This is a genomic window from Escherichia sp. MOD1-EC5189 (assembly GCF_002966045.1).
GTDB classification, from domain to species: Bacteria; Pseudomonadota; Gammaproteobacteria; order Enterobacterales; family Enterobacteriaceae; genus Escherichia; species Escherichia coli_F.
The window spans coordinates 88,738-111,860 of the sequence record NZ_PTRX01000011.1 but is presented as its reverse complement, the minus strand read 5'-3'; the positions used below and the strand labels follow the sequence as shown (position 1 = coordinate 111,860).

The 23,123-nt window shown below is 50.9% G+C and carries 23 protein-coding genes; 13 read left to right on the top strand and 10 right to left on the bottom strand.

Features of this window, described 5'->3' with window-relative positions; genetic code table 11:
- Positions 1–179 precede the first annotated feature (179 nt).
- Positions 180–1,088 (bottom strand): prohibitin family protein, encoded by a 909-nt coding sequence (locus ATB02_RS12010; protein ID WP_000646925.1) that lies wholly within the window; start codon positions 1,086–1,088, stop codon positions 180–182.
- A 375-nt stretch (positions 1,089–1,463) separates the two neighbouring features.
- Between ATB02_RS12010 and cmtB the strand changes: the two genes are divergently transcribed.
- Genes cmtB through ATB02_RS11980 form a run of 6 tightly spaced genes read left to right on the top strand, consistent with a single transcriptional unit; the run spans position 1,464 to position 6,818 of the window.
- Positions 1,464–1,907 (top strand): PTS mannitol transporter subunit IIA, encoded by a 444-nt coding sequence (gene cmtB / locus ATB02_RS12005; protein ID WP_105271637.1) that lies wholly within the window; start codon positions 1,464–1,466, stop codon positions 1,905–1,907.
- A gap of 27 nt (positions 1,908–1,934) precedes the next feature.
- Positions 1,935–3,323, top strand: a complete 1,389-nt coding sequence (gene cmtA / locus ATB02_RS12000; protein ID WP_088541722.1) for a PTS mannitol transporter subunit IICB — start codon at positions 1,935–1,937, stop codon at positions 3,321–3,323.
- Between the two features lie 14 nt (positions 3,324–3,337).
- Entirely contained in the window at positions 3,338–4,615 is a 1,278-nt protein-coding gene (locus tag ATB02_RS11995; protein ID WP_105271636.1) for a zinc-binding dehydrogenase, read from the top strand.
- Positions 4,612–5,577, top strand: a complete 966-nt coding sequence (glpX, locus tag ATB02_RS11990; protein WP_105271635.1) for a class II fructose-bisphosphatase — start codon at positions 4,612–4,614, stop codon at positions 5,575–5,577. The genes ATB02_RS11995 and glpX overlap by 4 nt, the downstream gene beginning before the upstream one ends.
- Positions 5,578–5,598: 21 nt before the next feature.
- Entirely contained in the window at positions 5,599–6,108 is a 510-nt protein-coding gene (gene fumE / locus ATB02_RS11985; RefSeq protein WP_105271634.1) for a fumarase E, read from the top strand.
- On the top strand, positions 6,105–6,818 hold the full coding sequence (locus ATB02_RS11980; protein ID WP_105271633.1) for a nucleoside/nucleotide kinase family protein: 714 nt from the start codon (positions 6,105–6,107) through the stop codon (positions 6,816–6,818). The genes fumE and ATB02_RS11980 overlap by 4 nt, the downstream gene beginning before the upstream one ends.
- On the opposite strand, the gene ATB02_RS11975 is transcribed toward ATB02_RS11980, so the two are convergent.
- Genes ATB02_RS11975 through ATB02_RS11955 form a run of 5 tightly spaced genes read right to left on the bottom strand, consistent with a single transcriptional unit; the run spans position 6,790 to position 9,866 of the window.
- Positions 6,790–7,467 (bottom strand): ABC transporter ATP-binding protein, encoded by a 678-nt coding sequence (locus ATB02_RS11975; protein ID WP_032185077.1) that lies wholly within the window; start codon positions 7,465–7,467, stop codon positions 6,790–6,792. The two genes, ATB02_RS11980 and ATB02_RS11975, sit on opposite strands and share 29 nt — an antisense overlap.
- Positions 7,461–8,138 (bottom strand): ABC transporter ATP-binding protein, encoded by a 678-nt coding sequence (locus tag ATB02_RS11970; protein WP_032185119.1) that lies wholly within the window; start codon positions 8,136–8,138, stop codon positions 7,461–7,463. Before ATB02_RS11970 ends, ATB02_RS11975 begins: the two co-directional genes overlap by 7 nt.
- Positions 8,126–8,833: an energy-coupling factor transporter transmembrane component T gene (locus ATB02_RS11965; protein WP_000553252.1), complete on the bottom strand. Its 708-nt coding sequence runs from the start codon at positions 8,831–8,833 to the stop codon at positions 8,126–8,128. Before ATB02_RS11965 ends, ATB02_RS11970 begins: the two co-directional genes overlap by 13 nt.
- Positions 8,834–9,412 (bottom strand): ECF transporter S component, encoded by a 579-nt coding sequence (locus tag ATB02_RS11960; protein WP_000113903.1) that lies wholly within the window; start codon positions 9,410–9,412, stop codon positions 8,834–8,836.
- Positions 9,413–9,434: 22 nt separating this feature from the next.
- Positions 9,435–9,866, bottom strand: a complete 432-nt coding sequence (locus ATB02_RS11955) for a PPC domain-containing DNA-binding protein (RefSeq protein WP_000988706.1) — start codon at positions 9,864–9,866, stop codon at positions 9,435–9,437.
- A 371-nt stretch (positions 9,867–10,237) separates the two neighbouring features.
- Between ATB02_RS11955 and epd the strand changes: the two genes are divergently transcribed.
- The 7 genes from epd (at position 10,238) to srsR (ending at position 17,658) form a co-directional block, all read left to right on the top strand.
- Entirely contained in the window at positions 10,238–11,257 is a 1,020-nt protein-coding gene (gene epd, locus ATB02_RS11945; RefSeq protein WP_000218480.1) for an erythrose-4-phosphate dehydrogenase, read from the top strand.
- Between the two features lie 49 nt (positions 11,258–11,306).
- Positions 11,307–12,470 carry a phosphoglycerate kinase gene (gene pgk, locus ATB02_RS11940; RefSeq protein WP_000111269.1) on the top strand — a complete coding sequence of 388 codons (1,164 nt, stop codon included), beginning with the start codon at positions 11,307–11,309 and terminating at the stop codon, positions 12,468–12,470.
- 214 nt (positions 12,471–12,684) lie between these two features.
- Positions 12,685–13,764, top strand: a complete 1,080-nt coding sequence (fbaA, locus tag ATB02_RS11935) for a class II fructose-bisphosphate aldolase (protein WP_000034372.1) — start codon at positions 12,685–12,687, stop codon at positions 13,762–13,764.
- Positions 13,765–14,126: 362 nt separating this feature from the next.
- Positions 14,127–14,987, top strand: a complete 861-nt coding sequence (mscS, locus tag ATB02_RS11930) for a small-conductance mechanosensitive channel MscS (protein ID WP_000389817.1) — start codon at positions 14,127–14,129, stop codon at positions 14,985–14,987.
- 138 nt (positions 14,988–15,125) lie between these two features.
- Positions 15,126–15,761 carry an arginine exporter ArgO gene (gene argO / locus ATB02_RS11925; protein ID WP_000493350.1) on the top strand — a complete coding sequence of 212 codons (636 nt, stop codon included), beginning with the start codon at positions 15,126–15,128 and terminating at the stop codon, positions 15,759–15,761.
- Between the two features lie 92 nt (positions 15,762–15,853).
- A complete protein-coding gene (locus tag ATB02_RS11920) occupies positions 15,854–16,594 on the top strand; it encodes an oxidative stress defense protein (RefSeq protein ID WP_105271632.1) in 741 nt (246 codons plus the stop codon).
- A 167-nt stretch (positions 16,595–16,761) separates the two neighbouring features.
- Complete coding sequence (gene srsR / locus ATB02_RS11915; protein WP_105271631.1) at positions 16,762–17,658, top strand: LysR family transcriptional regulator SrsR; 897 nt, start codon at positions 16,762–16,764, stop codon at positions 17,656–17,658.
- Here the strand turns inward: srsR and scpC are convergent.
- From scpC to scpA, 4 genes are read right to left on the bottom strand one after another with little or no spacing between them, the layout of a single operon-like run.
- Positions 17,655–19,133 carry a propionyl-CoA:succinate CoA transferase gene (gene scpC / locus ATB02_RS11910; protein WP_105271630.1) on the bottom strand — a complete coding sequence of 493 codons (1,479 nt, stop codon included), beginning with the start codon at positions 19,131–19,133 and terminating at the stop codon, positions 17,655–17,657. The genes srsR and scpC overlap by 4 nt on opposite strands.
- Positions 19,134–19,156: 23 nt before the next feature.
- Positions 19,157–19,942 carry a methylmalonyl-CoA decarboxylase gene (gene scpB / locus ATB02_RS11905; RefSeq protein ID WP_000122080.1) on the bottom strand — a complete coding sequence of 262 codons (786 nt, stop codon included), beginning with the start codon at positions 19,940–19,942 and terminating at the stop codon, positions 19,157–19,159.
- A 10-nt stretch (positions 19,943–19,952) separates the two neighbouring features.
- The gene (gene meaB, locus ATB02_RS11900) at positions 19,953–20,948 is read right to left on the bottom strand and encodes a methylmalonyl Co-A mutase-associated GTPase MeaB (protein WP_105271629.1); all 996 of its coding nucleotides are present in this window, start codon (positions 20,946–20,948) and stop codon (positions 19,953–19,955) included.
- On the bottom strand, positions 20,941–23,085 hold the full coding sequence (gene scpA, locus ATB02_RS11895) for a methylmalonyl-CoA mutase (protein ID WP_105271628.1): 2,145 nt from the start codon (positions 23,083–23,085) through the stop codon (positions 20,941–20,943). Before scpA ends, meaB begins: the two co-directional genes overlap by 8 nt.
- Between the last annotated feature and the right edge of the window lie 38 nt (positions 23,086–23,123).

Genomic DNA, 23,123 nt, shown 5'->3' with positions numbered 1-23,123 from the left:
TTCAGATTATTGGCAAAGTGCGCGTTGTTCATGTCGGATGCGGCGTGAACGCCTTATCCGACCTACAAGATCGTGCAAATTCAATATATTGCAGGAAGTATGTAGGCCTGATAAGCGTAGCGCATCAGGCAGTTTTGCCTTTGCCATCAGTCTCAAGGGCCGCGAAAGCGGCCCTTTTTTTACTTAGTAGAGATAAACGGAACTGTACTGCCGGGGATCATGGTATCGGGTAGCTTACCGTCCCAACGCTCAGCAGTGGTGAGGGCAACAAGTCCGGGATTATCCCGCAGAGCTTCACCGCGCAGGCGGATCGCTTCTGCTTCAGCCGCACTTTTTAAACGAATAGTTTCAGCCTCTGCCGCGCCTCTTACGCGAATAGTCTCAGCTTCTGCTTTGGCTGCCGCCAGTTTACTGTCTGCTTCTGCCTGGGCCTGAGTTACCGCTATTTGCGCCTGGATTTTCTCTGTTTCCAGATTTTGCTTACGTGTGGCAATGGCGACTTCTGCTTTCATTCGATCTTCAATCGATTTTTCATAAGCGTCAGAAAAATCAATATTTTCAATCTGGACACCATCAATCACCACCGGGCCAACAACGGCTTTACGCATTGCATTTTGCAGATCCTGAACCAGTTTTGTACGATCCTGTACCGCGCTGATGGCGGTATATTGGCCGAAAACGTTCTCCAGTTGAGTTGGCAATTGACGGACAATCAGACGATCTTTTAATGCTTCAATGGTGTTGTAAGTGGTATAAACCGCGCCTGCTTCTGAAGGTTTAATGTGGAAGCTGACTGATACTGTCATTTGTGCCGGTTGCTGGTCGCGGCTGTAGGCCTGTAATCCCTGATAAACCACAGCCTGATTACGCGTGGAAATTTTCTCTACGCTTTCCATAAATGGGATCTTAAAACCCAGACCCGGCTCGGCAACTTTTACGATTTTTCCGTAGCGCAGCAAAATGCCGCGTTCACCTTCATTAACGGTGTAATACGAGAGAAATGGCAGCACAACCACGGTAAGCACGCCAATGGCGATAGCAATAGATTTTTGTGGGCGAAATGAGGTTATTGAAACAGGTGCTTTCATGGGAATCTTCCTTGAGTAAAGTGTGGGAATATGTCACATGAGGTGAGGAGAAAACAGCCAACAGGTGAGAATTCAGAATCTATAAAGGGGGAGAGCGAAAAACATCGGCTAAAAAAGTATGTTTTCGAACATTCAATAGATAAATAGAGATATGCATCACAAATACATAGGCAGATAAAACATTGGTTTTGTGATAAACATAACAAACACAAACTTGACTTTATAAGTATAAATTTCATGTTGTTGTTATTTAACATTTTATTATTTTGGTTCATGTTTTTTTTCTTCTCGCGTGCCCAATTGCTTTCATTAAATCGCACGAGTATTTTATTTTTACCGCCGGACGGTACCCTAAAAATAAAATAAGGATAATTTATGCGGCTTATTGATTATTTTCCAGAATCATCAATCTCAGTTATACATTCAGCAAAAGATTGGCAGGAAGCTATCAATTTCTCGATGGCATCATTGCTGGATAAAAACTATATCAGCGAGAATTACATTCAGGCTATTAAAGATTCCACCATTCACAATGGCCCTTATTATATTCTCGCACCAGGCGTGGCAATGCCTCATGCGCGACCGGAATGTGGGGCGCTTAAAACCGGGATGTCTTTGACGTTACTTAAACAAGGCGTTTATTTTCCGGGGAATGACGAACCGATTAAATTACTTATCGGTCTTTCTGCTGCCGATGCAGATTCGCACATTGGCGCTATTCAGGCGTTAAGTGAATTGCTGTGCGAAGAAGAAATACTTGAACAACTCTTAACTGCAACATCAGAAAAACAATTAGCGGACATTATCAGCCGCGAATAATGACTCTCTCCTCTACAGGATAATATTATGGAAAACAAGTCTGCTCGTGCAAAGGTCCAGGCTTTTGGGGGCTTTTTGACGGCAATGGTCATCCCCAATATTGGTGCTTTTATTGCCTGGGGTTTTATTACTGCATTATTTATTCCTACTGGTTGGTTGCCTAACGAACATTTCGCCAAAATTGTCGGCCCGATGATTACCTATTTATTGCCCGTAATGATTGGTTCTACCGGTGGCCATTTAGTTGGCGGTAAACGCGGCGCAGTCATGGGCGGAATAGGGACAATTGGTGTAATCGTCGGCGCAGAAATCCCGATGTTCCTTGGTTCAATGATCATGGGACCGTTAGGTGGGCTGGTCATAAAATATGTCGATAAGGCACTGGAAAAACGCATACCTGCTGGTTTTGAGATGGTTATCAATAACTTCTCATTAGGTATCACCGGGATGCTCCTTTGTCTGCTGGGTTTTGAAGTTATCGGCCCGGCGGTGTTAATTGCCAATACTTTCGTCAAAGAGTGTATTGAGGCGCTGGTACATGCGGGCTATCTGCCTTTGCTGTCAGTCATCAATGAACCGGCGAAAGTGCTTTTCCTCAATAACGCGATAGATCAGGGCGTCTATTACCCGTTGGGGATGCAACAGGCTTCAGTTAACGGTAAATCCATCTTCTTTATGGTGGCGTCCAACCCTGGGCCTGGCTTAGGACTGCTGCTGGCGTTTACTTTGTTTGGTAAAGGGATGAGTAAACGTTCTGCGCCCGGGGCGATGATTATTCACTTCCTCGGTGGGATCCACGAACTGTATTTCCCGTATGTGCTGATGAAGCCGCTGACCATTATTGCCATGATTGCCGGCGGTATGTCTGGCACCTGGATGTTTAACTTACTGGACGGTGGTCTGGTGGCTGGTCCAAGTCCGGGGTCTATCTTTGCTTACCTTGCACTGACGCCGAAAGGCTCGTTCCTGGCGACAATTGCCGGTGTTACGGTAGGTACCCTGGTGTCCTTTGCTATCACTTCCGTAATACTGAAGATGGAAAAAACGGTGGAAACGGAGAGCGAAGATGAGTTTGCGCAGTCCGCCAATGCGGTTAAGGCGATGAAACAAGAAGGTGCATTCTCGTTAAGCCGGGTTAAGCGTATCGCCTTTGTTTGCGATGCGGGAATGGGCTCCAGCGCGATGGGCGCAACCACCTTCCGTAAGCGCCTGGAAAAAGCGGGGCTGGCAATTGAAGTAAAACATTACGCGATAGAAAACGTGCCTGCGGATGTGGATATCGTCGTTACTCACGCTAGTCTGGAAGGGCGCGTGAAACGCGTGACGGATAAACCGCTGATATTGATTAATAACTATATTGGCGATCCCAAACTCGACACTTTATTTAATCAATTAACCGCTGAACATAAAAACTGATTGCCGAGGTAAAAATGAAAACCAAAGTTGCTGCTATTTATGGCAAGCGGGATGTCCGTCTGCGCGAATTTGAACTGCCCGAAATTACCGATAATGAACTGCTGGTGAGTGTAATTTCTGACAGTGTGTGTTTATCGACCTGGAAAGCGGCGTTACTCGGTAGCGAACATAAACGGATGCCCGACGATTTAGAAAATCATCCGGTCATTACCGGGCATGAATGTGCCGGGATTATTGTTGAAGTGGGGAAAAATCTTACCGACAAATATAAAAAAGGCCAACGTTTTGTATTGCAACCGGCGATGGGGCTACCAAGCGGGTATTCTGCGGGATACAGCTACGAATATTTTGGCGGTAATGCTACCTATATGATTATTCCGGAGATCGCCATTAACCTGGGCTGCGTATTACCCTATCACGGATCTTATTTTGCTGCGGCGTCTCTGGCAGAGCCGATGTGCTGCATTATTGGCGCTTATCATGCCAATTATCACACCACGCAATATGTTTATGAGCATCGCATGGGCGTGAAACCTGGTGGCAATATTGCGCTGCTGGCGTGTGCGGGCCCGATGGGGATAGGCGCTATCGATTACGCTATTCACGGCGGCATACAACCGTCGCGGGTAGTGGTGGTCGATATCGACGACAAACGCCTGGCACAGGTGCAGAAGCTGCTGCCGGTGGAGCTGGCGGCCAGCAAAGGCATTGAGCTGATATATGTGAATACCAAAGGAATGGCCGATCCGGTACAGAAGCTGCGGGCGCTGACAGGAGATGCTGGGTTCGATGACATTTTTGTTTATGCGGCGGTGCCTGCTGTCGTTGAGATGGCTGACGAATTACTGGCGGAAGATGGCTGCCTGAACTTCTTTGCCGGGCCGACGGATAAAAACTTCAAAGTGCCGTTTAATTTCTACAACGTCCATTACAACAGCACGCACGTCGTCGGTACATCGGGTGGTTCAACGGACGATATGAAAGAGGCGATTGCCCTGAGCGCCACGGGGCAGTTGCAACCGTCGTTTATGGTGACGCATATCGGTGGCCTGGATGCAGTGCCAGAAACCGTTCTCAATTTACCGGATATCCCCGGTGGTAAAAAACTCATTTACAACGGCGTTACCATGCCGCTCACTGCCATTGCCGATTTTGCCGAAAAAGGCAAAACAGATCCGCTGTTTAAAAAGCTGGCGCGGTTAGTTGAGGAAACGCACGGCATCTGGAATGAACAGGCCGAGAAATATCTGCTGGCGCAATTTGGCGTTGATATCGGGGAGGCCGCGCAATGATGTCCCTGGCGTGGCCATTATTTCGCGTTACGGAGCAGGCAGCGTTGGCTGCCTGGCCGCAAACCGGATGTGGCAACAAAAATAAAATTGATGGCCTGGCGGTCACCGCGATGCGCCAGGCATTAAACGATGTCGCTTTTCGTGGGCGAGTGGTTATCGGCGAGGGAGAAATTGACCATGCGCCGATGCTGTGGATTGGCGAAGAGGTGGGCAAAGGCGGTGGGCCAGAAGTCGATATCGCGGTTGACCCGATTGAAGGCACGCGGATGGTGGCGATGGGGCAAAGCAATGCGCTGGCAGTCATGGCCCTCGCCCCACGAGGCAGCCTGTTACACGCGCCCGATATGTATATGAAAAAGCTGGTCGTTAATCGGCTTGCGGCGGGCGCGATTGATCTGGCGTTACCCCTGGCGGACAACTTGCGCAACGTGGCGAAAGCGTTAGGCAAACCGCTGGACAAGCTGCGTATGGTTACGCTGGATAAACCGCGCCTGAGTGCCGCAATTGAGGAAGCGACGCAACTGGGCGTGAAGGTTTTTGCCCTGCCGGATGGCGATGTTGCCGCCAGCGTGCTGACCTGCTGGCAGGATAATCCTTACGATGTGATGTACACCATCGGCGGCGCGCCGGAAGGTGTTATTTCTGCCTGTGCTGTTAAAGCATTGGGTGGGGATATGCAGACCGAGCTGATTGATTTTTGTCAGGCCAAAGGGGATTACACGGAAAATCGGCAGATTGCAGAACAGGAACGCCAGCGTTGCAAGGCAATGGGGGTTGACGTGAACCGTGTGTACTCGCTCGATGAACTGGTGAAGGGGAACGATATCCTCTTTAGCGCTACGGGCGTGACGGGCGGTGAGTTGGTGAACGGTATCCAACAGACGGCGAATGGGGTGCGGACGCAGACATTACTGATCGGCGGCGCGGACCAAACGTGTAATATAATAGACTCCCTGCATTGATGGTGATCTATCGGAAGACCAATGGCGACGCTGACAGAAGATGATGTGCTTGAGCAACTGGATGCACAGGACAATTTATTTTCATTTATGAAAACTGCGCATTCTATTTTGCTCCAGGGGATACGCCAGTTTCTGCCGTCGCTGTTTGTCGATAATGATGAAGAGATCGTGGAATATGCAGTGAAGCCGTTACTCGCTCAAAGCGGCCCGCTTGACGATATTGATGTTGCGCTACGTTTGATTTTTGCGCTGGGGAAAATGGACAAATGGCTGTATGCCGATATCACGCACTTTTCCCAGTTCTGGCATTACCTGAATGAACAGGATGAAACGCCCGGATTTGCCGATGACATTACCTGGGATTTTATCAGCAACGTCAATAGCATAACCCGCAATGCGACGCTCTATGACGCGTTAAAAGCGATGAAGTTCGCTGATTTTGCCGTCTGGTCAGAGGTGCGTTTTAGTGGGATGGTCAAAACGGCGCTGACGCTGGCAGTAACGACCACCTTAAAGGAATTAACGCCGTGAAAATTGACTTAACGGTGAATGGTCTGAAGGTACAAGCACAGTACCATGTTGATGAGATAGAAAATGTACATAAACCGTTGCTGCGTATGTTGGCGGCCTTACAGACGGTAAATCCGCAGCGGCGTACCGTGGTTTTTCTTTGCGCTCCGCCGGGGACGGGTAAATCTACCCTAGCCACCTTCTGGGAATATCTCGCGCAACAAGACCCTGAACTACCCGCTATTCAGACGCTCCCGATGGATGGTTTTCACCATTACAATAGCTGGCTGGATGCGCATCAATTGCGCCCCTTCAAAGGCGCACCAGAGACATTCGATGTAGCGAAACTGTCGGAAAATCTGCGCCAGGTAGTGGAAGGGGATTGTACGTGGCCGCAGTACGATCGACAAAAGCATGAGCCTGTTGAAGATGCGTTGCACGTTACCGCACCACTCGTCATCGTCGAAGGAAACTGGTTGTTGCTGGATGACGAGAAGTGGCGCCAGCTTGCGCAATTTTGTGATTTCTCGATCTTTATCAACGCGCCAGCTACTGCGTTGCGGGAACGACTGGTGAGGCGCAAGCTGGCGGGAGGGTTATCGCTGGCAGACGCAGAAGCCTTTTATGACCGTACCGATGGGCCGAATGTTCGCCGGGTGCTGGAAGAGAGTCTGCCTGCAAATTTGACCTTAATGATGACCGCTACGGGTGAATATCGTCTGGTGGATTAACGTTCCTGATTACACCATCTTCCAGTCGCACCACACGAGAGAAATGACGCCGGGTAAATGCGGCGTCATGACTGATTGCTACGACGCTCGTGCCTCGCTGGCGGCACTTTTCCAGCCAGCTTTCAAACACGCTCATCCAATTTTCGTCAAAATCCCGACTCGGCTCGTCCAGCAGCAATAGCGGCGGAGAGAGTGCTTCCAGGCAGGCGACGGCGACCATCCGTCGCTGCGCACTATGCAGATCTAACGGATGCGCGCTGGCAGTGTCTGCTAACTGACAGCATTGCAGGGCAGCATTGGTACGTTGAGTGATTTCATCCGCCAGGCATTTTTGCAGTTTCAAACCAAATGCGATCTCGTCAGCGACGGTGCTGTGAAAAAGCTGGTTTTCCGCTTCCTGAAACAGTACGCCAATCTTTGCTGCACGTTGGCGGTTTTTCAGGTTTTTCATCGCCTGTTGTTGCAGTATAACCGTACCGGTTGTGGGCGTAAGAAGACCTGCCATTACTCGTAACAGCGTCGATTTTCCCGCGCCATTGTCGCCGGTCAGCGCCAACCATTCACCTTGTTTGAGTTGCAGAGAAATGTCGCAAAGACAATCCGTTGCCGCGCCAGGCCAGCGATAAGATATCTGGTTTAACGTTAACATAGTGGCTGGAGCGCTCCGTTTTGCAATTGCCACGCTTGCTGGCAGTAGTTCAGGAAAGGTGTGCGATGACGTTCAAAAAGAATAATCAGCGAACCACGTTCAAACGCCCAGTGTTGTAAGCGCTGCAACAGCATTTCGCTGGCCTGCGGCGTCAGGCGACTAAAGGCTTCATCAAGAATTAATAGTTTTGGCTGCATCGCGATGGCGCAGGCGATGACCACGCGCTGTGTCTCTCCACCGGAGAGTGTTGCCGGGTGACGATGGCGCAACGGCTGGCACTCGGTCAGAGTCAGGGCGGCATCAATCCGCGCCATAATCTCCTCTTCAGCAAGACACAGATTTTCTGGCCCAAAGGCAACTTCTTCTTCCACGCTAAAGGTACAGCCGGAGAGCTGCAAATAGGGCGATTGCTGAACGAGCTGGATGGTGGCGGATTGTTCATTAAGCGGGAGATACCCAATGGGCGTACCGAGAAGCGTCCCCGTGCCGGTTATCTCTCCTGGCAGAAAGTCCGGATACCAGCCCGCCATCAGTTGCGCCAGCGTACTTTTGCCACTGCCGTTGTCACCAAAGATGGCGACTATCCCCGGTTTGACATAGTGAAAGTCATAACAGAACGGAGGGTGCGTTGAGTGTGTCGGGCAATAGCGAAACTGTTCTAACGTAACCATATCCACGCTCCGAATTCTGCCAGCATCAGCAAGATCATGGCGTAACGTGCCACTTTTTCCAGGTTACTGTCAGGCGGTGCCCATAACGTAGTGCGCCGGTTGTGGATCCGAAATGCCCGCATATCCAGCGCCGCACCACGGATAGCCAGATCGTTTAGCGCATTGTGTGTTAGCGGAATAATTAGCGCGGGTATAGCACGTAAACGCTGATACCAGCCCTCATCCAGCGGCACGCCACGGGCGCGCTGCGCTTCATGAATAATCGCTAATTGCCGTTTTAACTGCTCAACGACCAACAAAGGCCCGGCGAACAGATAAGCGACGCCCGGCGGCAGGCGAGAAGCAAACAAAGCGCGGATAAAACGTTGCACTGGGACGAATTGCATCCACAACTGCGAGGTTGAAACAATCGCGAGAATCCGCAGCCAGAGCGTAATAGCATGCGTCCACCGTTCTGGCGAGCGTGGCGTGCCGCTTAGCCATTCTGTCAGCCAGCCACCGTGTACCAGCCACAGTCCAGCCCCCAGCGAGAACATCAGCCAGACAACATATTTTGCCCGCCGCCGCGTGGCCTTTAGCGCAATAAGGCAGAAAAAGGTCGCCGCGCTATAGACTGTCAGTATTGTCTGTGTGGGCAGGATAAGCGTGGTGCAGGCCGCCAGCGCCCACAGCGTTAGGGATGTAAACGGATGCATTTAGCGCACGGCAGCCATTGCCGGAAAATGGCGCGTGGTGCGAATCGGCAGCTGACGCAGTAAAAGCCAGACAATCACCGCTGTAAGAATTTTATCGACCAGGTTTGCGCCTATCACCGTAATCGCCACCGACTCCACCAGGTTTTGCCCCATAGAGTGCATCCAGGCAACGAACAAATCGGCTCCGCTACCGGTGACACCGCCGAACAGCGCAGTACGCAGCGGTACAGCGACGACCGTTACTGCAAGCGTAATAATCACGCCGCTGACAACGACTTTTGGCAGGGTGCGAAACCAACCCGCTCGCGCCAGCCAACCGGCGACCAAGCCAATAACCATCGCCACGGGGGCAAAGGCGGCGGCGATCGGGTCGGTGAGCAATCCCCAGAGTAAATTGGTCAGTAAGCCGGTCAGCATCCCGATCACCGGACCAAGCAGTACCGCGCTAATAAGTGTGCCGATGGAGTCGAGAAATATAGGTAATTTGACCATGCTGGCCAGTTGCCCGCCAATCATATTGATGGCGATAGAGATAACAATCAACACCAGTGCTTGACTGGAAAAGTGGCGACGCGCCATAAGAAAACCTCTCTGAAAGTAGTTATTTAACGGGGGAAATATGCAATTCGTCGTAACCAGAAAGCGCGCAAGGTTGGCGGCTAAACGCCAGCTCCTCAAGGCAGCCGATCACCAGTTCAAGCGTGGTCCGCACGGTACAGCCGGGCATCATATGACCGCCAAGTATCGTGCCGTGTGGATCGGAAACGCAGAGATGAAGATGTTCACCACTCTGTTCCAGTGTGCCGTTCAATGCGATGACTTCGAACTTACCGCTTAGTAGGGCCGTGTTTTCTTGCCCGGCATAGCGTAAGGCGACGTCAGTCAGACTGCCGGTACAACCTGCAATCCACGCGGCGTGGAGTTGTTGTTGCTGCGCGAAGGCGCGTAATTGGGAGAGAACTTCCTGCCCTGGGAGCAGGCGCAGCGCGTAAAAGCGTGCGGAGGAAGAATATGGGTAGGGCAATGTCATCATTGGAGTACTCCGAAACTCGGACGTATTGCGGATAATATCGACGCTGCATCAGTCATATTCTGATATAAGTCAGGGTTTGTGACGGCACAACGAAAAGATTTTGCTACGCTTATTCGTGATTCTGCAAAGTGGAATAAATTCCACAGGGGCGGGGCTGAAAACGTGACGTAAGTCAGATAATTGTCTTCTTTGACTGGACAATCATTCCTTTTATTCCACGTTTCGCTTATCCTAGCTGAAGCGTTTCAGTCGATTAAATGTTCGACAATTAACCAATCAGTCGCAGTTTGCGACAGGTAAGGTTTCCCCGGACGATTTGCTGGATTACTCTGTCTGGCAAATTTGCTCAGGGAAAACCTTGCAGGAGATCTATGACCGTACGCGTAGCGATAAATGGCTTCGGTCGCATCGGGCGTAATGTGGTTCGTGCTTTGTATGAATCCGGACGCCGGGCGGAAATTACCGTGGTGGCAATCAACGAACTGGCGGATGCTGCGGGCATGGCGCATTTGTTGAAGTATGACACCAGTCATGGCCGTTTTGCATGGGAAGTACGACAGGAACGCGATCAACTTTTTGTTGGTGATGACGCCATCCGCGTATTGCACGAACGTTCACTGCAATCGCTCCCATGGCGTGAACTGGGCGTCGATGTGGTTCTTGACTGCACCGGCGTATATGGCTCCCGCGAGCATGGCGAAGCGCATATTGCCGCCGGGGCCAAAAAAGTGCTCTTTTCACATCCTGGTAGTAACGATCTCGACGCGACCGTTGTTTACGGCGTCAATCAGGATCAACTTCGTGCGGAACACCGCATCGTTTCTAACGCTTCCTGTACCACGAATTGCATAATTCCCGTCATCAAATTGTTAGATGATGCGTACGGTATTGAGTCCGGCACTGTGACCACAATTCACTCCGCCATGCACGATCAACAGGTTATTGATGCATACCATCCTGACCTGCGTCGCACCCGGGCAGCCAGCCAGTCGATCATTCCGGTCGATACTAAACTGGCCGCCGGTATCACACGATTTTTTCCGCAATTTAATGATCGCTTTGAAGCGATTGCGGTACGTGTGCCAACCATAAATGTGACGGCAATCGATTTAAGCGTGACGGTGAAGAAACCTGTAAAAGCCAATGAAGTCAACCTGTTGCTGCAAAAAGCAGCACAAGGTGCATTTCATGGTATAGTTGACTATACGGAATTGCCGTTGGTCTCTGTAGATTTTAACCACGATCCGCACAGTGCCATTGTCGATGGCACCCAAACCCGGGTCAGTGGCGCACACCTGATCAAAACGTTGGTCTGGTGCGATAACGAATGGGGCTTTGCTAACCGAATGCTCGACACGACGTTAGCTATGGCTACTGTTGCTTTCAGGTAAGACGCAAGCAGCGTCTGCAAAACTTTTAGAATCAACGAGAGGATTCACCATGTCTGTAATTAAGATGACCGATCTGGATCTTGCTGGGAAACGTGTATTTATCCGTGCGGATCTGAACGTACCAGTAAAAGACGGGAAAGTAACCAGCGACGCGCGTATCCGTGCTTCTCTGCCGACCATCGAACTGGCCCTGAAACAAGGCGCGAAAGTGATGGTAACTTCCCACCTGGGTCGTCCTACCGAAGGCGAGTACAACGAAGAATTCTCTCTGCTGCCGGTTGTTAACTACCTGAAAGACAAACTGTCTAACCCGGTTCGTCTGGTTAAAGATTACCTCGACGGCGTTGACGTTGCTGAAGGTGAACTGGTTGTTCTGGAAAACGTTCGCTTCAACAAAGGCGAGAAGAAAGACGACGAAACCCTGTCCAAAAAATATGCTGCACTGTGTGACGTGTTCGTAATGGACGCATTCGGTACTGCTCACCGCGCGCAGGCTTCTACTCACGGTATCGGTAAATTCGCTGATGTTGCGTGCGCAGGCCCGCTGCTGGCAGCTGAACTGGACGCGCTGGGTAAAGCACTGAAAGAACCTGCTCGCCCGATGGTGGCTATCGTTGGTGGTTCTAAAGTATCTACCAAACTGACCGTTCTGGACTCCCTGTCAAAAATCGCTGACCAGCTGATCGTGGGTGGTGGTATCGCTAACACCTTTATCGCGGCACAAGGCCACGATGTGGGTAAATCCCTGTACGAAGCTGATCTGGTTGACGAAGCAAAACGTCTGCTGACCACCTGCAACATTCCGGTTCCGTCTGACGTTCGCGTAGCAACTGAGTTCTCTGAAACTGCACCGGCTACCCTGAAATCTGTTAACGATGTGAAAGCTGACGAGCAGATCCTGGATATCGGCGATGCTTCTGCGCAGGAACTGGCTGAAATCCTGAAGAATGCGAAAACCATTCTGTGGAACGGCCCGGTTGGCGTGTTCGAATTCCCGAACTTCCGCAAAGGTACTGAAATCGTGGCTAACGCTATCGCAGACAGCGAAGCGTTCTCCATCGCTGGCGGCGGCGACACTCTGGCAGCAATCGACCTGTTCGGCATTGCTGACAAAATCTCCTACATCTCCACTGGCGGCGGCGCATTCCTCGAATTCGTGGAAGGTAAAGTACTGCCTGCAGTAGCGATGCTCGAAGAGCGCGCTAAGAAGTAAAAAATCACAGGGCAGGGAAACCTGCCCTTGTTTCAGCGCGCTTTTAGAGCACGCATTTTTTCATACTCTAAATAATTCGAGTTGCAGGAAGGCGACAAGAGAGTGAATCCCCAGGAGCTTACATAAGTAAGTGACTGGGGTGAGCGAACGCAGACGCAGCACATGCAACTTGAAGTATGACGAGTATAAGGCCCGACGATACAGGACAAGAGACATGTCTAAGATTTTTGATTTCGTAAAACCTGGCGTAATCACTGGTGATGACGTACAGAAAGTTTTCCAGGTAGCAAAAGAAAACAACTTCGCACTGCCAGCAGTAAACTGCGTCGGTACTGACTCCATCAACGCCGTACTGGAAACCGCGGCTAAAGTTAAAGCGCCGGTTATCGTTCAGTTCTCTAACGGTGGTGCTTCCTTTATCGCTGGTAAAGGCGTGAAATCTGACGTTCCGCAGGGTGCTGCTATCCTGGGTGCGATCTCTGGTGCGCATCACGTTCACCAGATGGCTGAACATTATGGTGTTCCGGTTATCCTGCACACTGACCACTGCGCGAAGAAACTGCTGCCGTGGATCGACGGTCTGCTGGACGCAGGTGAAAAACACTTCGCTGCTACCGGTAAGCCGCTGTTCTCTTCTCACATGATCGACCTGTCTGAAGAATCTCTGCAAGAGAACATTGAAATCTGCTCTAAATACCTGGAGCGCATGTCCAAAATCGGCATGACTCTGGAAATCGAACTGGGTTGCACCGGTGGTGAAGAAGACGGCGTGGACAACAGCCACATGGACGCTTCTGCACTGTACACTCAGCCGGAAGACGTTGATTACGCATACACCGAGCTGAGCAAAATCAGCCCGCGCTTCACCATCGCAGCGTCCTTCGGTAACGTACACGGCGTATACAAGCCGGGTAACGTTGTTCTGACTCCGACCATCCTGCGTGACTCTCAGGAATATGTTTCCAAGAAACACAACCTGCCGCACAACAGCCTGAACTTCGTATTCCACGGCGGTTCCGGTTCTACTGCTCAGGAAATCAAAGACTCCGTAAGCTACGGCGTAGTGAAAATGAACATCGATACCGATACCCAATGGGCAACATGGGAAGGTGTTCTGAACTATTACAAAGCGAACGAAGCTTATCTGCAGGGTCAGCTGGGTAACCCGAAAGGCGAAGATCAGCCGAACAAGAAATACTACGATCCGCGCGTATGGCTGCGTGCCGGTCAGACTTCGATGATCGCTCGTCTGGAAAAAGCATTCCAGGAACTGAACGCGATCGACGTTCTGTAAGATATTCCTTTCTGCTTACCTCAAGGCCCGCTCTGCGGGTCTTTTTTTCGCCAAAAGAAAAAATGCCTGACCTGATGCGCTACGCTTATCAGGCCTACACGTATCCTGCAATATATTGAATTTGCAGGTTTTTGTAGGATGGATAAGGCGTTCACGCCGCATCCGGTATGACAAAGCGCACATTGATATCTGTCTGAGCCCCGCTCTGCGGGTCTTTTTTCGCCAAAAGCAAGGTGATGCAGATGAGAAATCTGTGATCTATTTGGCAAAATTATGCTTTATTGTTTACCCTTGTCAGACTGCCCGTCATAAGGCGGCGGAGTGTATTTCTCCATTTTGAGTCAGTTGAAAAGGAATATTGAATGGAAGATTTGAATGTTGTCGATAGCATAAACGGCGCGGGGAGCTGGCTGGTGGCTAACCAGGCGCTGCTGCTAAGTTATGCAGTAAACATCGTGGCGGCACTCGCGATCATCATCGTTGGTTTGATTATCGCGCGGATGATTTCCAACGCGGTGAATCGCCTGATGATCTCCCGTAAAATCGATGCCACCGTTGCTGATTTTCTTTCTGCATTAGTCCGTTACGGAATTATCGCCTTTACGCTAATCGCTGCACTGGGGCGCGTGGGCGTACAAACAGCGTCAGTCATTGCTGTACTCGGTGCCGCCGGCTTAGCTGTTGGTCTGGCTTTGCAGGGGTCCCTGTCTAACCTGGCCGCTGGCGTGTTACTGGTCATGTTCCGCCCGTTCCGTGCCGGAGAATATGTTGACCTCGGCGGCGTAGCCGGTACTGTGCTGAGCGTGCAGATTTTCTCCACCACCATGCGTACTGCAGACGGTAAAATTATCGTTATTCCGAACGGTAAAATTATTGCCGGGAATATTATTAACTTCTCCCGCGAGCCAGTTCGCCGTAACGAATTTATTATTGGCGTGGCATATGATTCCGATATCGATCAGGTTAAGCAGATCCTGACCAATATTATCCAGTCTGAAGACCGCATTTTGAAAGATCGCGAAATGACTGTGCGTCTGAACGAACTTGGCGCATCGTCGATTAATTTCGTGGTCCGCGTCTGGAGCAAAAGCGGCGATCTACAAAACGTGTACTGGGATGTGCTGGAGCGTATTAAACGTGAATTTGATGCCGCCGGTATCAGCTTCCCGTACCCGCAAATGGATGTGAACTTTAAGCGGGTGAAAGAAGACAAAGCTGCATAATCAACGCTGAGGCCAGATAATACTCTCTGGCCTCTCTCTTATTAGTTTTTCTGATTGCCAATTAATATTATCAATTTCCGCTAATAACAATCCCGCGATATAGTCTCTGCATCAGATACTTAATTCGGAATATCCAACGTGTTTTCTTATTATTTTCAAGGTCTTGCACTTGGGGCGGCTATGATCCTACCGCTCGGTCCACAAAATGCTTTTGTGATGAATCAGGGCATACGTCGTCAGTACCACATTATGATTGCCTTACTTTGTGCTATCAGCGATTTGGTCCTGATTTGCGCCGGGATTTTTGGTGGCAGTGCGTTATTGATGCAGTCGCCGTGGTTGCTTGCGCTGGTCACCTGGGGCGGCGTAGCCTTCTTGCTGTGGTATGGTTTTGGCGCTTTTAAAACAGCAATGAGCAGTAATATTGAGTTAGCCAGTGCCGAAGTCCTGAAGCAAGGCAGATGGAAAATTATCGCCACCATGTTGGCAGTGACCTGGCTGAATCCGCATGTTTACCTGGATACTTTTGTTGTACTGGGCAGCCTTGGTGGGCAGCTTGATGTTGAACCAAAACGTTGGTTTGCGCTCGGGACAATTAGCGCCTCTTTCCTGTGGTTCTTTGGTCTGGCTCTTCTCGCAGCCTGGCTGGCACCGCGCCTGCGCACGGCAAAATCACAGCGCATTATCAATCTGGTAGTGGGATGTGTTATGTGGTTTATTGCCTTGCAGCTGGCGAGAGACGGTATTGCTCATGCACAAGCCTTGTTCAGTTAGGCGCTATCTGATGGAAAAATAAAACAGAGGCGCTAAGCTTGCCTCCAGAGGTCCTGAATTTTGGGCAAGTCAATTAACACGGAGAGACTAACGTGAAGTTCAAAGTTATCGCCCTGGCGGCATTAATGGGTATTAGCGGGATGGCAGCGCAGGCTAACGAATTGCCGGATGGACCGCATATTGTCACCTCCGGTACGGCAAGCGTGGATGCGGTGCCAGACATTGCCACTCTTGCGATTGAAGTCAACGTGGCCGCGAAGGATGCCGCTACTGCCAAGAAACAGGCGGATGAGCGCGTCGCACAATACATTTCCTTCCTTGAACTCAATCAGATCGCGAAAAAAGATATCAGCTCAGCGAACTTACGCACCCAGCCAGATTATGATTATCAGGATGGTAAAAGTATCCTGAAAGGCTACCGTGCTGTGAGAACGGTGGAAGTCACGCTCCGTCAGTTAGACAAACTGAATTCCTTGCTGGATGGTGCGCTGAAGGCGGGTCTTAACGAAATTCGTTCTGTATCGCTGGGCGTGGCGCAGCCGGATGCCTATAAAGACAAAGCGCGTAAGGCAGCGATTGATAACGCGATTCATCAGGCGCAGGAACTGGCGAACGGCTTTCATCGTAAACTAGGGCCGGTATATAGCGTGCGCTACCATGTTTCCAACTATCAGCCCAACCCAATGGTGCGGATGATGAAAGCCGATGCCGCGCCGGTCTCAGCCCAGGAAACTTACGAGCAGGCTGCTATTCAGTTTGATGATCAGGTCGATGTGGTCTTCCAGTTAGAACCTGTGGATCAACAACCCGCTAAAACACCTGCCGCACAATAATACTTGTAGCCCGACGTATTGGTCGGGCTAATGCCTTTACCCGATATTGCCTCCTTTTTCTGTAATTTTCTGTAAAACCATGACGTAATCACCTATCTTTGCTCGCGGTTTCATCAAGGATAGGCTGACTGAAACGGTTAAGCGGACAAGGATGCGGGGGAGCGGGGATGGACATTTTTATTTCGAAAAAGATGCGCAATTTCATTTTATTAGCGCAAACCAATAATATTGCCCGGGCGGCAGAAAAAATCCATATGACGGCTTCGCCATTTGGCAAAAGCATTGCCGCGCTGGAAGAACAAATTGGCTATACGCTATTTACCCGCAAAGATAATAATATCAGCCTCAATAAAGCCGGGCAGGAACTGTATCAAAAACTGTTCCCGGTTTATCAACGGCTTTCTGTGATTGATAATGAAATCCATAACTCAGGACGTCGTTCACGAGAAATTGTGATAGGCATAGATAATACTTATCCGACCATTATTTTTGATCAGTTGATTAGTCTCGGAGATAAGTACGAAGGCGTGACCGCCCAGCCAGTTGAGTTCAGCGAAAACGGCGTTATCGATAATCTTTTTGACCGTCAGTTAGATTTTATAATCTCCCCACAGCATGTATCTGCACGAGTTCAGGAACTGGAAAACCTGACTATCAGTGAACTACCACCGCTGCGATTGGGCTTTCTCGTTTCTCGCCGTTATGAAGAGCGACAAGAGCAAGAGTTGCTTCAGGAGCTACCCTGGCTACAAATGCGCTTTCAGAACCGGGCCAACTTCGAAGCAATGATTGATGCGAATATGCGTCCTTGTGGGATCAATCCCACCATTATTTATCGACCTTACAGTTTTATGGCCAAAATCAGCGCCGTGGAGCGCGGACATTTTCTGACGGTGATCCCGCATTTTGCCTGGCGACTGGTGAATCCGGCAACGCTGAAATATTTTGATGCGCCGCACAGGCCGATGTATATGCAGGAATATCTTTATTCAATCAGAAATCATCGTTATACCGCCACGATGCTTCAGCATATTGCTGAAGATCGTGACGGGACGAGTCATTAACCCAGCATCGAGCCGGTTGCAATTAAATTACGGTGTAAATCGAAGACGTGGCTAAGATCGTGGTGAATATGTCCGCCGGGCGCATTTTCCAGATAGCGATGCAGATAATCCCGATACATAGGATGTGCACAATTATCAATGATGGTGCGGGCGCGTTGAAGCGGGGAAAGACCACGCAGATCGGCGATCCCTTGTTCGGTGATGATCACTTTGACGCTGTGTTCGCTGTGATCAACATGGCTGCACATTGGCACGACGGTTGAGATCTTGCCTTCTTTAGCAATCGACGGGGCCATAAAGATCGACAGATACGCGTTGCGTTCAAAATCACCGCTGCCACCGATGCCGTTCATCAGATCGACCCCGGCTACGTGCGTTGAGTTGGCATGCCCGTAAATATCAAACTCCAGGCCGACGTTCAGAGCGATGACGCCCAGACGACGGATGATTTCCGGGTTATTGGAAATCTCCTGCGGACGCAACACAATGCGGCTGGCAAAGTAATCCATATTGTCGTAAATCTTGCGCAGGGAATCGGCCGAGATAGTCAGGCTGGAGGCGCTGGCCCCGCTGATTTTGCCCGTTTCCAGTAAATGCACCACCGATTCCTGTAGCACTTCCGAATACATCATGAACGGAGGAATTTCCGGGTTTTCCCCTAGTCGCGCCATGACTGCATTATTGATATTGCCCACGCCACTTTGCAGCGGCAGAAATTCCGGCGGAATACGCCCATGCGCCATTTCCTGCAACAAGAACGTGACCACGTTATCGGCAATCTGCTGGCACATGGGATTTTGCTTATCCAGCATATTACCGGCGTCGGGCAAGTTGGTTTCCACGACGGCGACAATCTTTTTCGGATCGATTTGCACATAGCGAGTACCGACGCGATCCATTGCATGGAAGATCGACACGCTATTGCGCCGCGGTGGCGCGCCAGGAATCACAATATCCGCCAGTTCTGCAACGCGCGGATCGTGATAGTGATTGAGTTCAATGATCACTTTCTTCGCCCGCAGCAGCCAGGTCGGCGCGTTACCGATCCCGCTGGTTAACCAGACTCGACCATCCGGTGCCAGTGCCGATGCTTCAATGACGGCAACATCAATGTCGCCGAAGAAACCGTAATTGACCATTTGCGCCACTTCGCTCAAATGCAGGTCAACGAAGCTCACCTCGCCCTGATTGATCTTTTTACGCAAACCGGACGATGTTTGATATGGCGCACGCCAGGAAACAGCATCGGCGTCAGAAAGTACATCGTCAGCGGCGGCGCTGATTGACGCCCCCGTCAGCAGGCGAATTTGATACGGCTTTTTGGCCTCATGCTGTTCGTTAGCTCTGCGGGCAATCGCGTTGGGTAGGGCTTTCGGCGAACCCGCCGGGGTAAAGCCGCTAAATGCCACCATGTCGTTATGCTGGATAATTTCTGCCGCTTCATCGGCGGTCATCCTTGTCCACTGAGTTTCCATTTTTACTCCTTCGTTCGCAGGGATTAATGACCAACGAAATTAGGTTTACGTTTTTCGAGGAAAGCGTTCATCCCTTCCTGGTAATCTTCGCTGTCATAAACCGCGCGGCGCATCCCCTGAATACGTTCAAATTCATCGGAGTTCATGGTGTGCGCTTCGCCCAGTACACGCAGTTCTTCTTTGATAACGGCAATGGCTAACGGCGCTTTCTCAGAGATGTGGTGCGCCATTTGTAAGGTGAAATCTTCCAGTTCTTCCACTTCCACAACATGGTTGAGGATGCCGACAGCCAGCGCGCGTTGGGCGGTGATTGGCGAAGCGGTAAAAATCAGCTCTTTGACAATGTGGAAGCCCGCGTCGCGGGTCAGGTTGTGAATGCCGACCAGGTTATACGGGACGCCGAGGTTTACAGGCGTCATTGAGAAGGTTGAGGTACTGGCGGCGATGATCAGATCGGAACTCATGATCATTTCAAATGCGCCCCCCCAAACACTACCTTCCACCATCGAAATGATCGGTTTCGGGAATTTTTGGATCATGCGGGTGATTTGACGCAACGGATCATCATAGGAGAGCGGATCGCGACCGCCAGACGGCAGTTCGTGAATATCGTGACCTGCGGAGAAGACTTTGGATCCACTCGGCGCGCGCAAAATGATACAGCGAATTTCCGGCCGGTTGAGATCGCTTAATGCCTGCATAAGATCATCAATAAAGACTTTACTTAAGGCATTAAGTTTTCGGCCATAGTTAAACTCAATGACCGCCACTTTGTTGATAGTGACAACGTTCACATACTGATAAGACATAAAAATTCCTTTAATCAAAATATTGCGTCTGGATAAATTCACTGAGCTGTCGCAGGCCGGTGCGCGGTGAGAGCGTATTGTTTTTGACCGCTAAAAGCGTCTGGCGGTAATAGCGATCGAAATCTTCATTCGCGAACAGGTGATTCAGTACTTCTTCTTCGGTTTGTTTACGCAGCCATTCCACCGATTGTTGTTGCCGCACTTGCTGTAAACGACCACTGGCAGTTAGCGCGGTTTTGAAGTCGATGATGGCGTGCCAGATCTCATCGATTCCACGTTTTTCCAGTGCGCTACAAGTCAGAACTCGTGGCTGCCATTCGTCGTATTTACGTCGCAGAATATGCAGGGCACTCTCGTACATATGCCGGGCAATGGCGACATTGGTATGGTTATCGCCATCGTCTTTGTTGATAACGATAAGATCTGCCACTTCCATCAGCCCCTTTTTAATCCCCTGCAGATCATCGCCGCCACCGGCAATTTGCAACGAGATAAAACAGTCCACCATGCGGGCGACTTCCGTTTCCGACTGTCCGACGCCAACCGTTTCGACAATCACTACGTCATAACCCGCCGCTTCGCATAACAGCATTAATTCCCGCGCTCGCTGACTGGCACCGCCCAGATGGCCGGAGGATGGTACCGGGCGAATAAACGCCGCCTCGGCACGCGCCAGGTCATTCATGCGGGTTTTATCCCCGAGAATGCTACCGCCAGTGAACGGGCTGCTGGGATCGACCGCAATAACCGCAACCTTTAGTCCCTCACGAATCAACAACATGCCAAAGGCTTCAAGAAAGGTACTTTTCCCCGCGCCGGGTGTGCCGGTAACACCCAGTCGCAGGGCGTTACCACAGAACGGCATAATGGCATCAAGCAGTTGCGTACTTAGCGCCTGATGACGCGGGTGACGGCTTTCCACCAGCGTCATGGCCTGGGCGAGCGTGGCACGCTCACCCTGACGTAAGCGGCGAATACTTTCTGCCAGCGTGGCTTCATTAATCATGATGCTGGCTTATCAGATTCAGTACGTCGCGCACGCTGTCGAGCATAGGCGTACCTGGACCATAAATCGCCGCCACGCCGCGCTCCTGCAGGAAGGCGTAATCCTGCGGTGGAATGACGCCACCCGCGACCACGAAAATATCTTCGCGATTCCATTTCTTCAGCGCTTCGACCAGTTCCGGGATCAGCGTTTTATGACCGGCAGCCAGTGAAGATGCGCCCACTATGTGAACGTCGTTTTCTACTGCCAGGCGGGCGATCTCTTCAGGTGTAGAGAACATCGGGCTTAAATCTACGTCGAAACCGAGATCGGAATAGGCGCTGGCGATCACTTTCGCGCCGCGATCGTGCCCATCCTGGCCCATTTTGGCGATCAGAATGCGCGGGCGACGACCATTGTCGGCAAGGAACTGCTCCGTTTGCGCAACAATGGCATCGAACTCGGAGGCCGATTTCTCAGACTGATGATAGCTTTGCGCAATCACGCCGGTAACACACTGGCTTGGCACCAGATAACGGTCGAAAGCGGCTTCCAGCGCATCGGAAATTTCACCCAGTGTGGCGCGAACGCGAGCGGCATTAACAGCGGCAGCCAGCAGGTTTTCGTTGTGCTGTGCGGCGTGAGTCAGGGCGTTCAACGCGGCGGTTACGGCGGCATCATCACGGGTGGCGCGAATGCGTTCCAGCGAAGCAATTTGCTCGTTACGCACCATCACGTTGTCGATCTCAAGTACATCGGTTTCGTCTTCGTGATCCAGTTTGTACTTGTTGACACCAACGATGACACGCTTGCCCTGGTCGATCAACGACTGTTCGCGCGCGGAGGCCTCTTCGATCATTCGTTTTGGCAGACCTGCTTCGATCGCTTTCGCCATGCCACCGGCTTCGTTGATCTGTTGGATAATGGCTCTGGCTTGTTTGACGATTTGATCGGTCAGCGATTCAACGTAATAGGATCCGGCCAGTGGATCGACGGTGCGGCAGAGTTCTGATTCTTCCTGAATGATGATCTGGGTATTGCGGGCAATGCGTGCTGAGAAATCGGTTGGCAAACCCAGCGCTTCATCAAAGGCGTTGGTATGCAATGACTGAGTACCGCCCAGCGTTGCAGCCAGTGCTTCAATGGTGGTGCGGATAACGTTGTTATACGGATCCTGTTCAGTCAGGCTCCAGCCTGAGGTCTGGCAGTGGGTACGCAGCGCCAGTGATTTCGGATCCTGTGCGCCAAATCCACTGACCGCTTCGCTCCATAAATAACGTGCCGCACGCAACATGGCGACGTTCATAAACAGATCCATGCCAATGCCGAAGAAAAACGACAGGCGAGGAGCAAAGTCATCAATTTTCAGCCCAGCGGAGATTGCTGCTTTGATGTACTCAATCCCATCAGCGAGCGTAAATGCTACCTGCTGCACGCAGTTGGCACCCGCTTCACCCATATGGTAACCGCTGATACTGATGGTATTAAATCGCGGCATGTTGCCGGAACACCAGGCGATGATGTCTGCGATAATACGCATTGACGGTTTTGGCGGGTAAATATAGGTGTTGCGGCAAAGATACTCTTTGAGGATATCGTTCTGAATGGTGCCTGTCAGTTTATCGGGTGTAACACCTTGCTCTTCTGCGGCGACAATATAAAACGCCAGTACTGGTAGTACTGCGCCATTCATGGTCATCGAAACCGACATTTTATCCAGCGGGATCTGGTCGAACAGGACTTTCATATCTTCCACGGTGTCGATGGCGACGCCCGCTTTGCCGACGTCACCCGCAACGCGCGGGTTATCGGAGTCGTAGCCACGGTGGGTGGCAAGGTCAAACGCAACGGAAAGACCTTTTTGCCCGGCGGCCAGGTTACGGCGATAAAAAGCGTTAGACTCTTTTGCTGTCGAGAAACCGGCATACTGACGGATAGTCCACGGTTGGGCGGTATACATAGTGGCACGCGGGCCACGAACGTAGGGTGGCAAACCAGGAAGGGTACCGGTCACTTCCAGATTATCGAGATCGGCTTCAGTATACAGCGGCTTGATGGCGATCCCTTCTGCGGTTTGCTGAACCAGCGAGTCGACAGTTTTCTCCCGACGACTCAATTCCTTGTTGGCAATCTGTTGCCACTCCTGCACGTTAGACATTATTTGCTCCATAAAACGCAATCAAAATGAGGGTATTT

Excerpts from the sequence above, each read along its gene's own strand:
- cmtB (WP_105271637.1), top strand. The coding sequence starts at position 1,464 with ATGCGGCTTATTGATTATTTTCCAGAATCATCAATCTCAGTTATACAT.
- ATB02_RS11955 (WP_000988706.1), bottom strand. The coding sequence starts at position 9,866 with ATGATGACATTGCCCTACCCATATTCTTCCTCCGCACGCTTTTACGCG.
- srsR (WP_105271631.1), top strand. The coding sequence starts at position 16,762 with ATGGACATTTTTATTTCGAAAAAGATGCGCAATTTCATTTTATTAGCG.
- fbaA (WP_000034372.1), top strand. The coding sequence starts at position 12,685 with ATGTCTAAGATTTTTGATTTCGTAAAACCTGGCGTAATCACTGGTGAT.
- ATB02_RS11960 (WP_000113903.1), bottom strand. The coding sequence starts at position 9,412 with ATGGCGCGTCGCCACTTTTCCAGTCAAGCACTGGTGTTGATTGTTATC.
- ATB02_RS12010 (WP_000646925.1), bottom strand. The coding sequence starts at position 1,088 with ATGAAAGCACCTGTTTCAATAACCTCATTTCGCCCACAAAAATCTATT.
- mscS (WP_000389817.1), top strand. The coding sequence starts at position 14,127 with ATGGAAGATTTGAATGTTGTCGATAGCATAAACGGCGCGGGGAGCTGG.
- glpX (WP_105271635.1), top strand. The coding sequence starts at position 4,612 with ATGATGTCCCTGGCGTGGCCATTATTTCGCGTTACGGAGCAGGCAGCG.
- ATB02_RS11975 (WP_032185077.1), bottom strand. The coding sequence starts at position 7,467 with ATGTTAACGTTAAACCAGATATCTTATCGCTGGCCTGGCGCGGCAACG.
- scpA (WP_105271628.1), bottom strand. The coding sequence starts at position 23,085 with ATGTCTAACGTGCAGGAGTGGCAACAGATTGCCAACAAGGAATTGAGT.
- scpB (WP_000122080.1), bottom strand. The coding sequence starts at position 19,942 with ATGTCTTATCAGTATGTGAACGTTGTCACTATCAACAAAGTGGCGGTC.
- meaB (WP_105271629.1), bottom strand. The coding sequence starts at position 20,948 with ATGATTAATGAAGCCACGCTGGCAGAAAGTATTCGCCGCTTACGTCAG.
- scpC (WP_105271630.1), bottom strand. The coding sequence starts at position 19,133 with ATGGAAACTCAGTGGACAAGGATGACCGCCGATGAAGCGGCAGAAATT.
- ATB02_RS11965 (WP_000553252.1), bottom strand. The coding sequence starts at position 8,833 with ATGCATCCGTTTACATCCCTAACGCTGTGGGCGCTGGCGGCCTGCACC.
- ATB02_RS11970 (WP_032185119.1), bottom strand. The coding sequence starts at position 8,138 with ATGGTTACGTTAGAACAGTTTCGCTATTGCCCGACACACTCAACGCAC.
- epd (WP_000218480.1), top strand. The coding sequence starts at position 10,238 with ATGACCGTACGCGTAGCGATAAATGGCTTCGGTCGCATCGGGCGTAAT.
- fumE (WP_105271634.1), top strand. The coding sequence starts at position 5,599 with ATGGCGACGCTGACAGAAGATGATGTGCTTGAGCAACTGGATGCACAG.
- ATB02_RS11995 (WP_105271636.1), top strand. The coding sequence starts at position 3,338 with ATGAAAACCAAAGTTGCTGCTATTTATGGCAAGCGGGATGTCCGTCTG.
- cmtA (WP_088541722.1), top strand. The coding sequence starts at position 1,935 with ATGGAAAACAAGTCTGCTCGTGCAAAGGTCCAGGCTTTTGGGGGCTTT.
- pgk (WP_000111269.1), top strand. The coding sequence starts at position 11,307 with ATGTCTGTAATTAAGATGACCGATCTGGATCTTGCTGGGAAACGTGTA.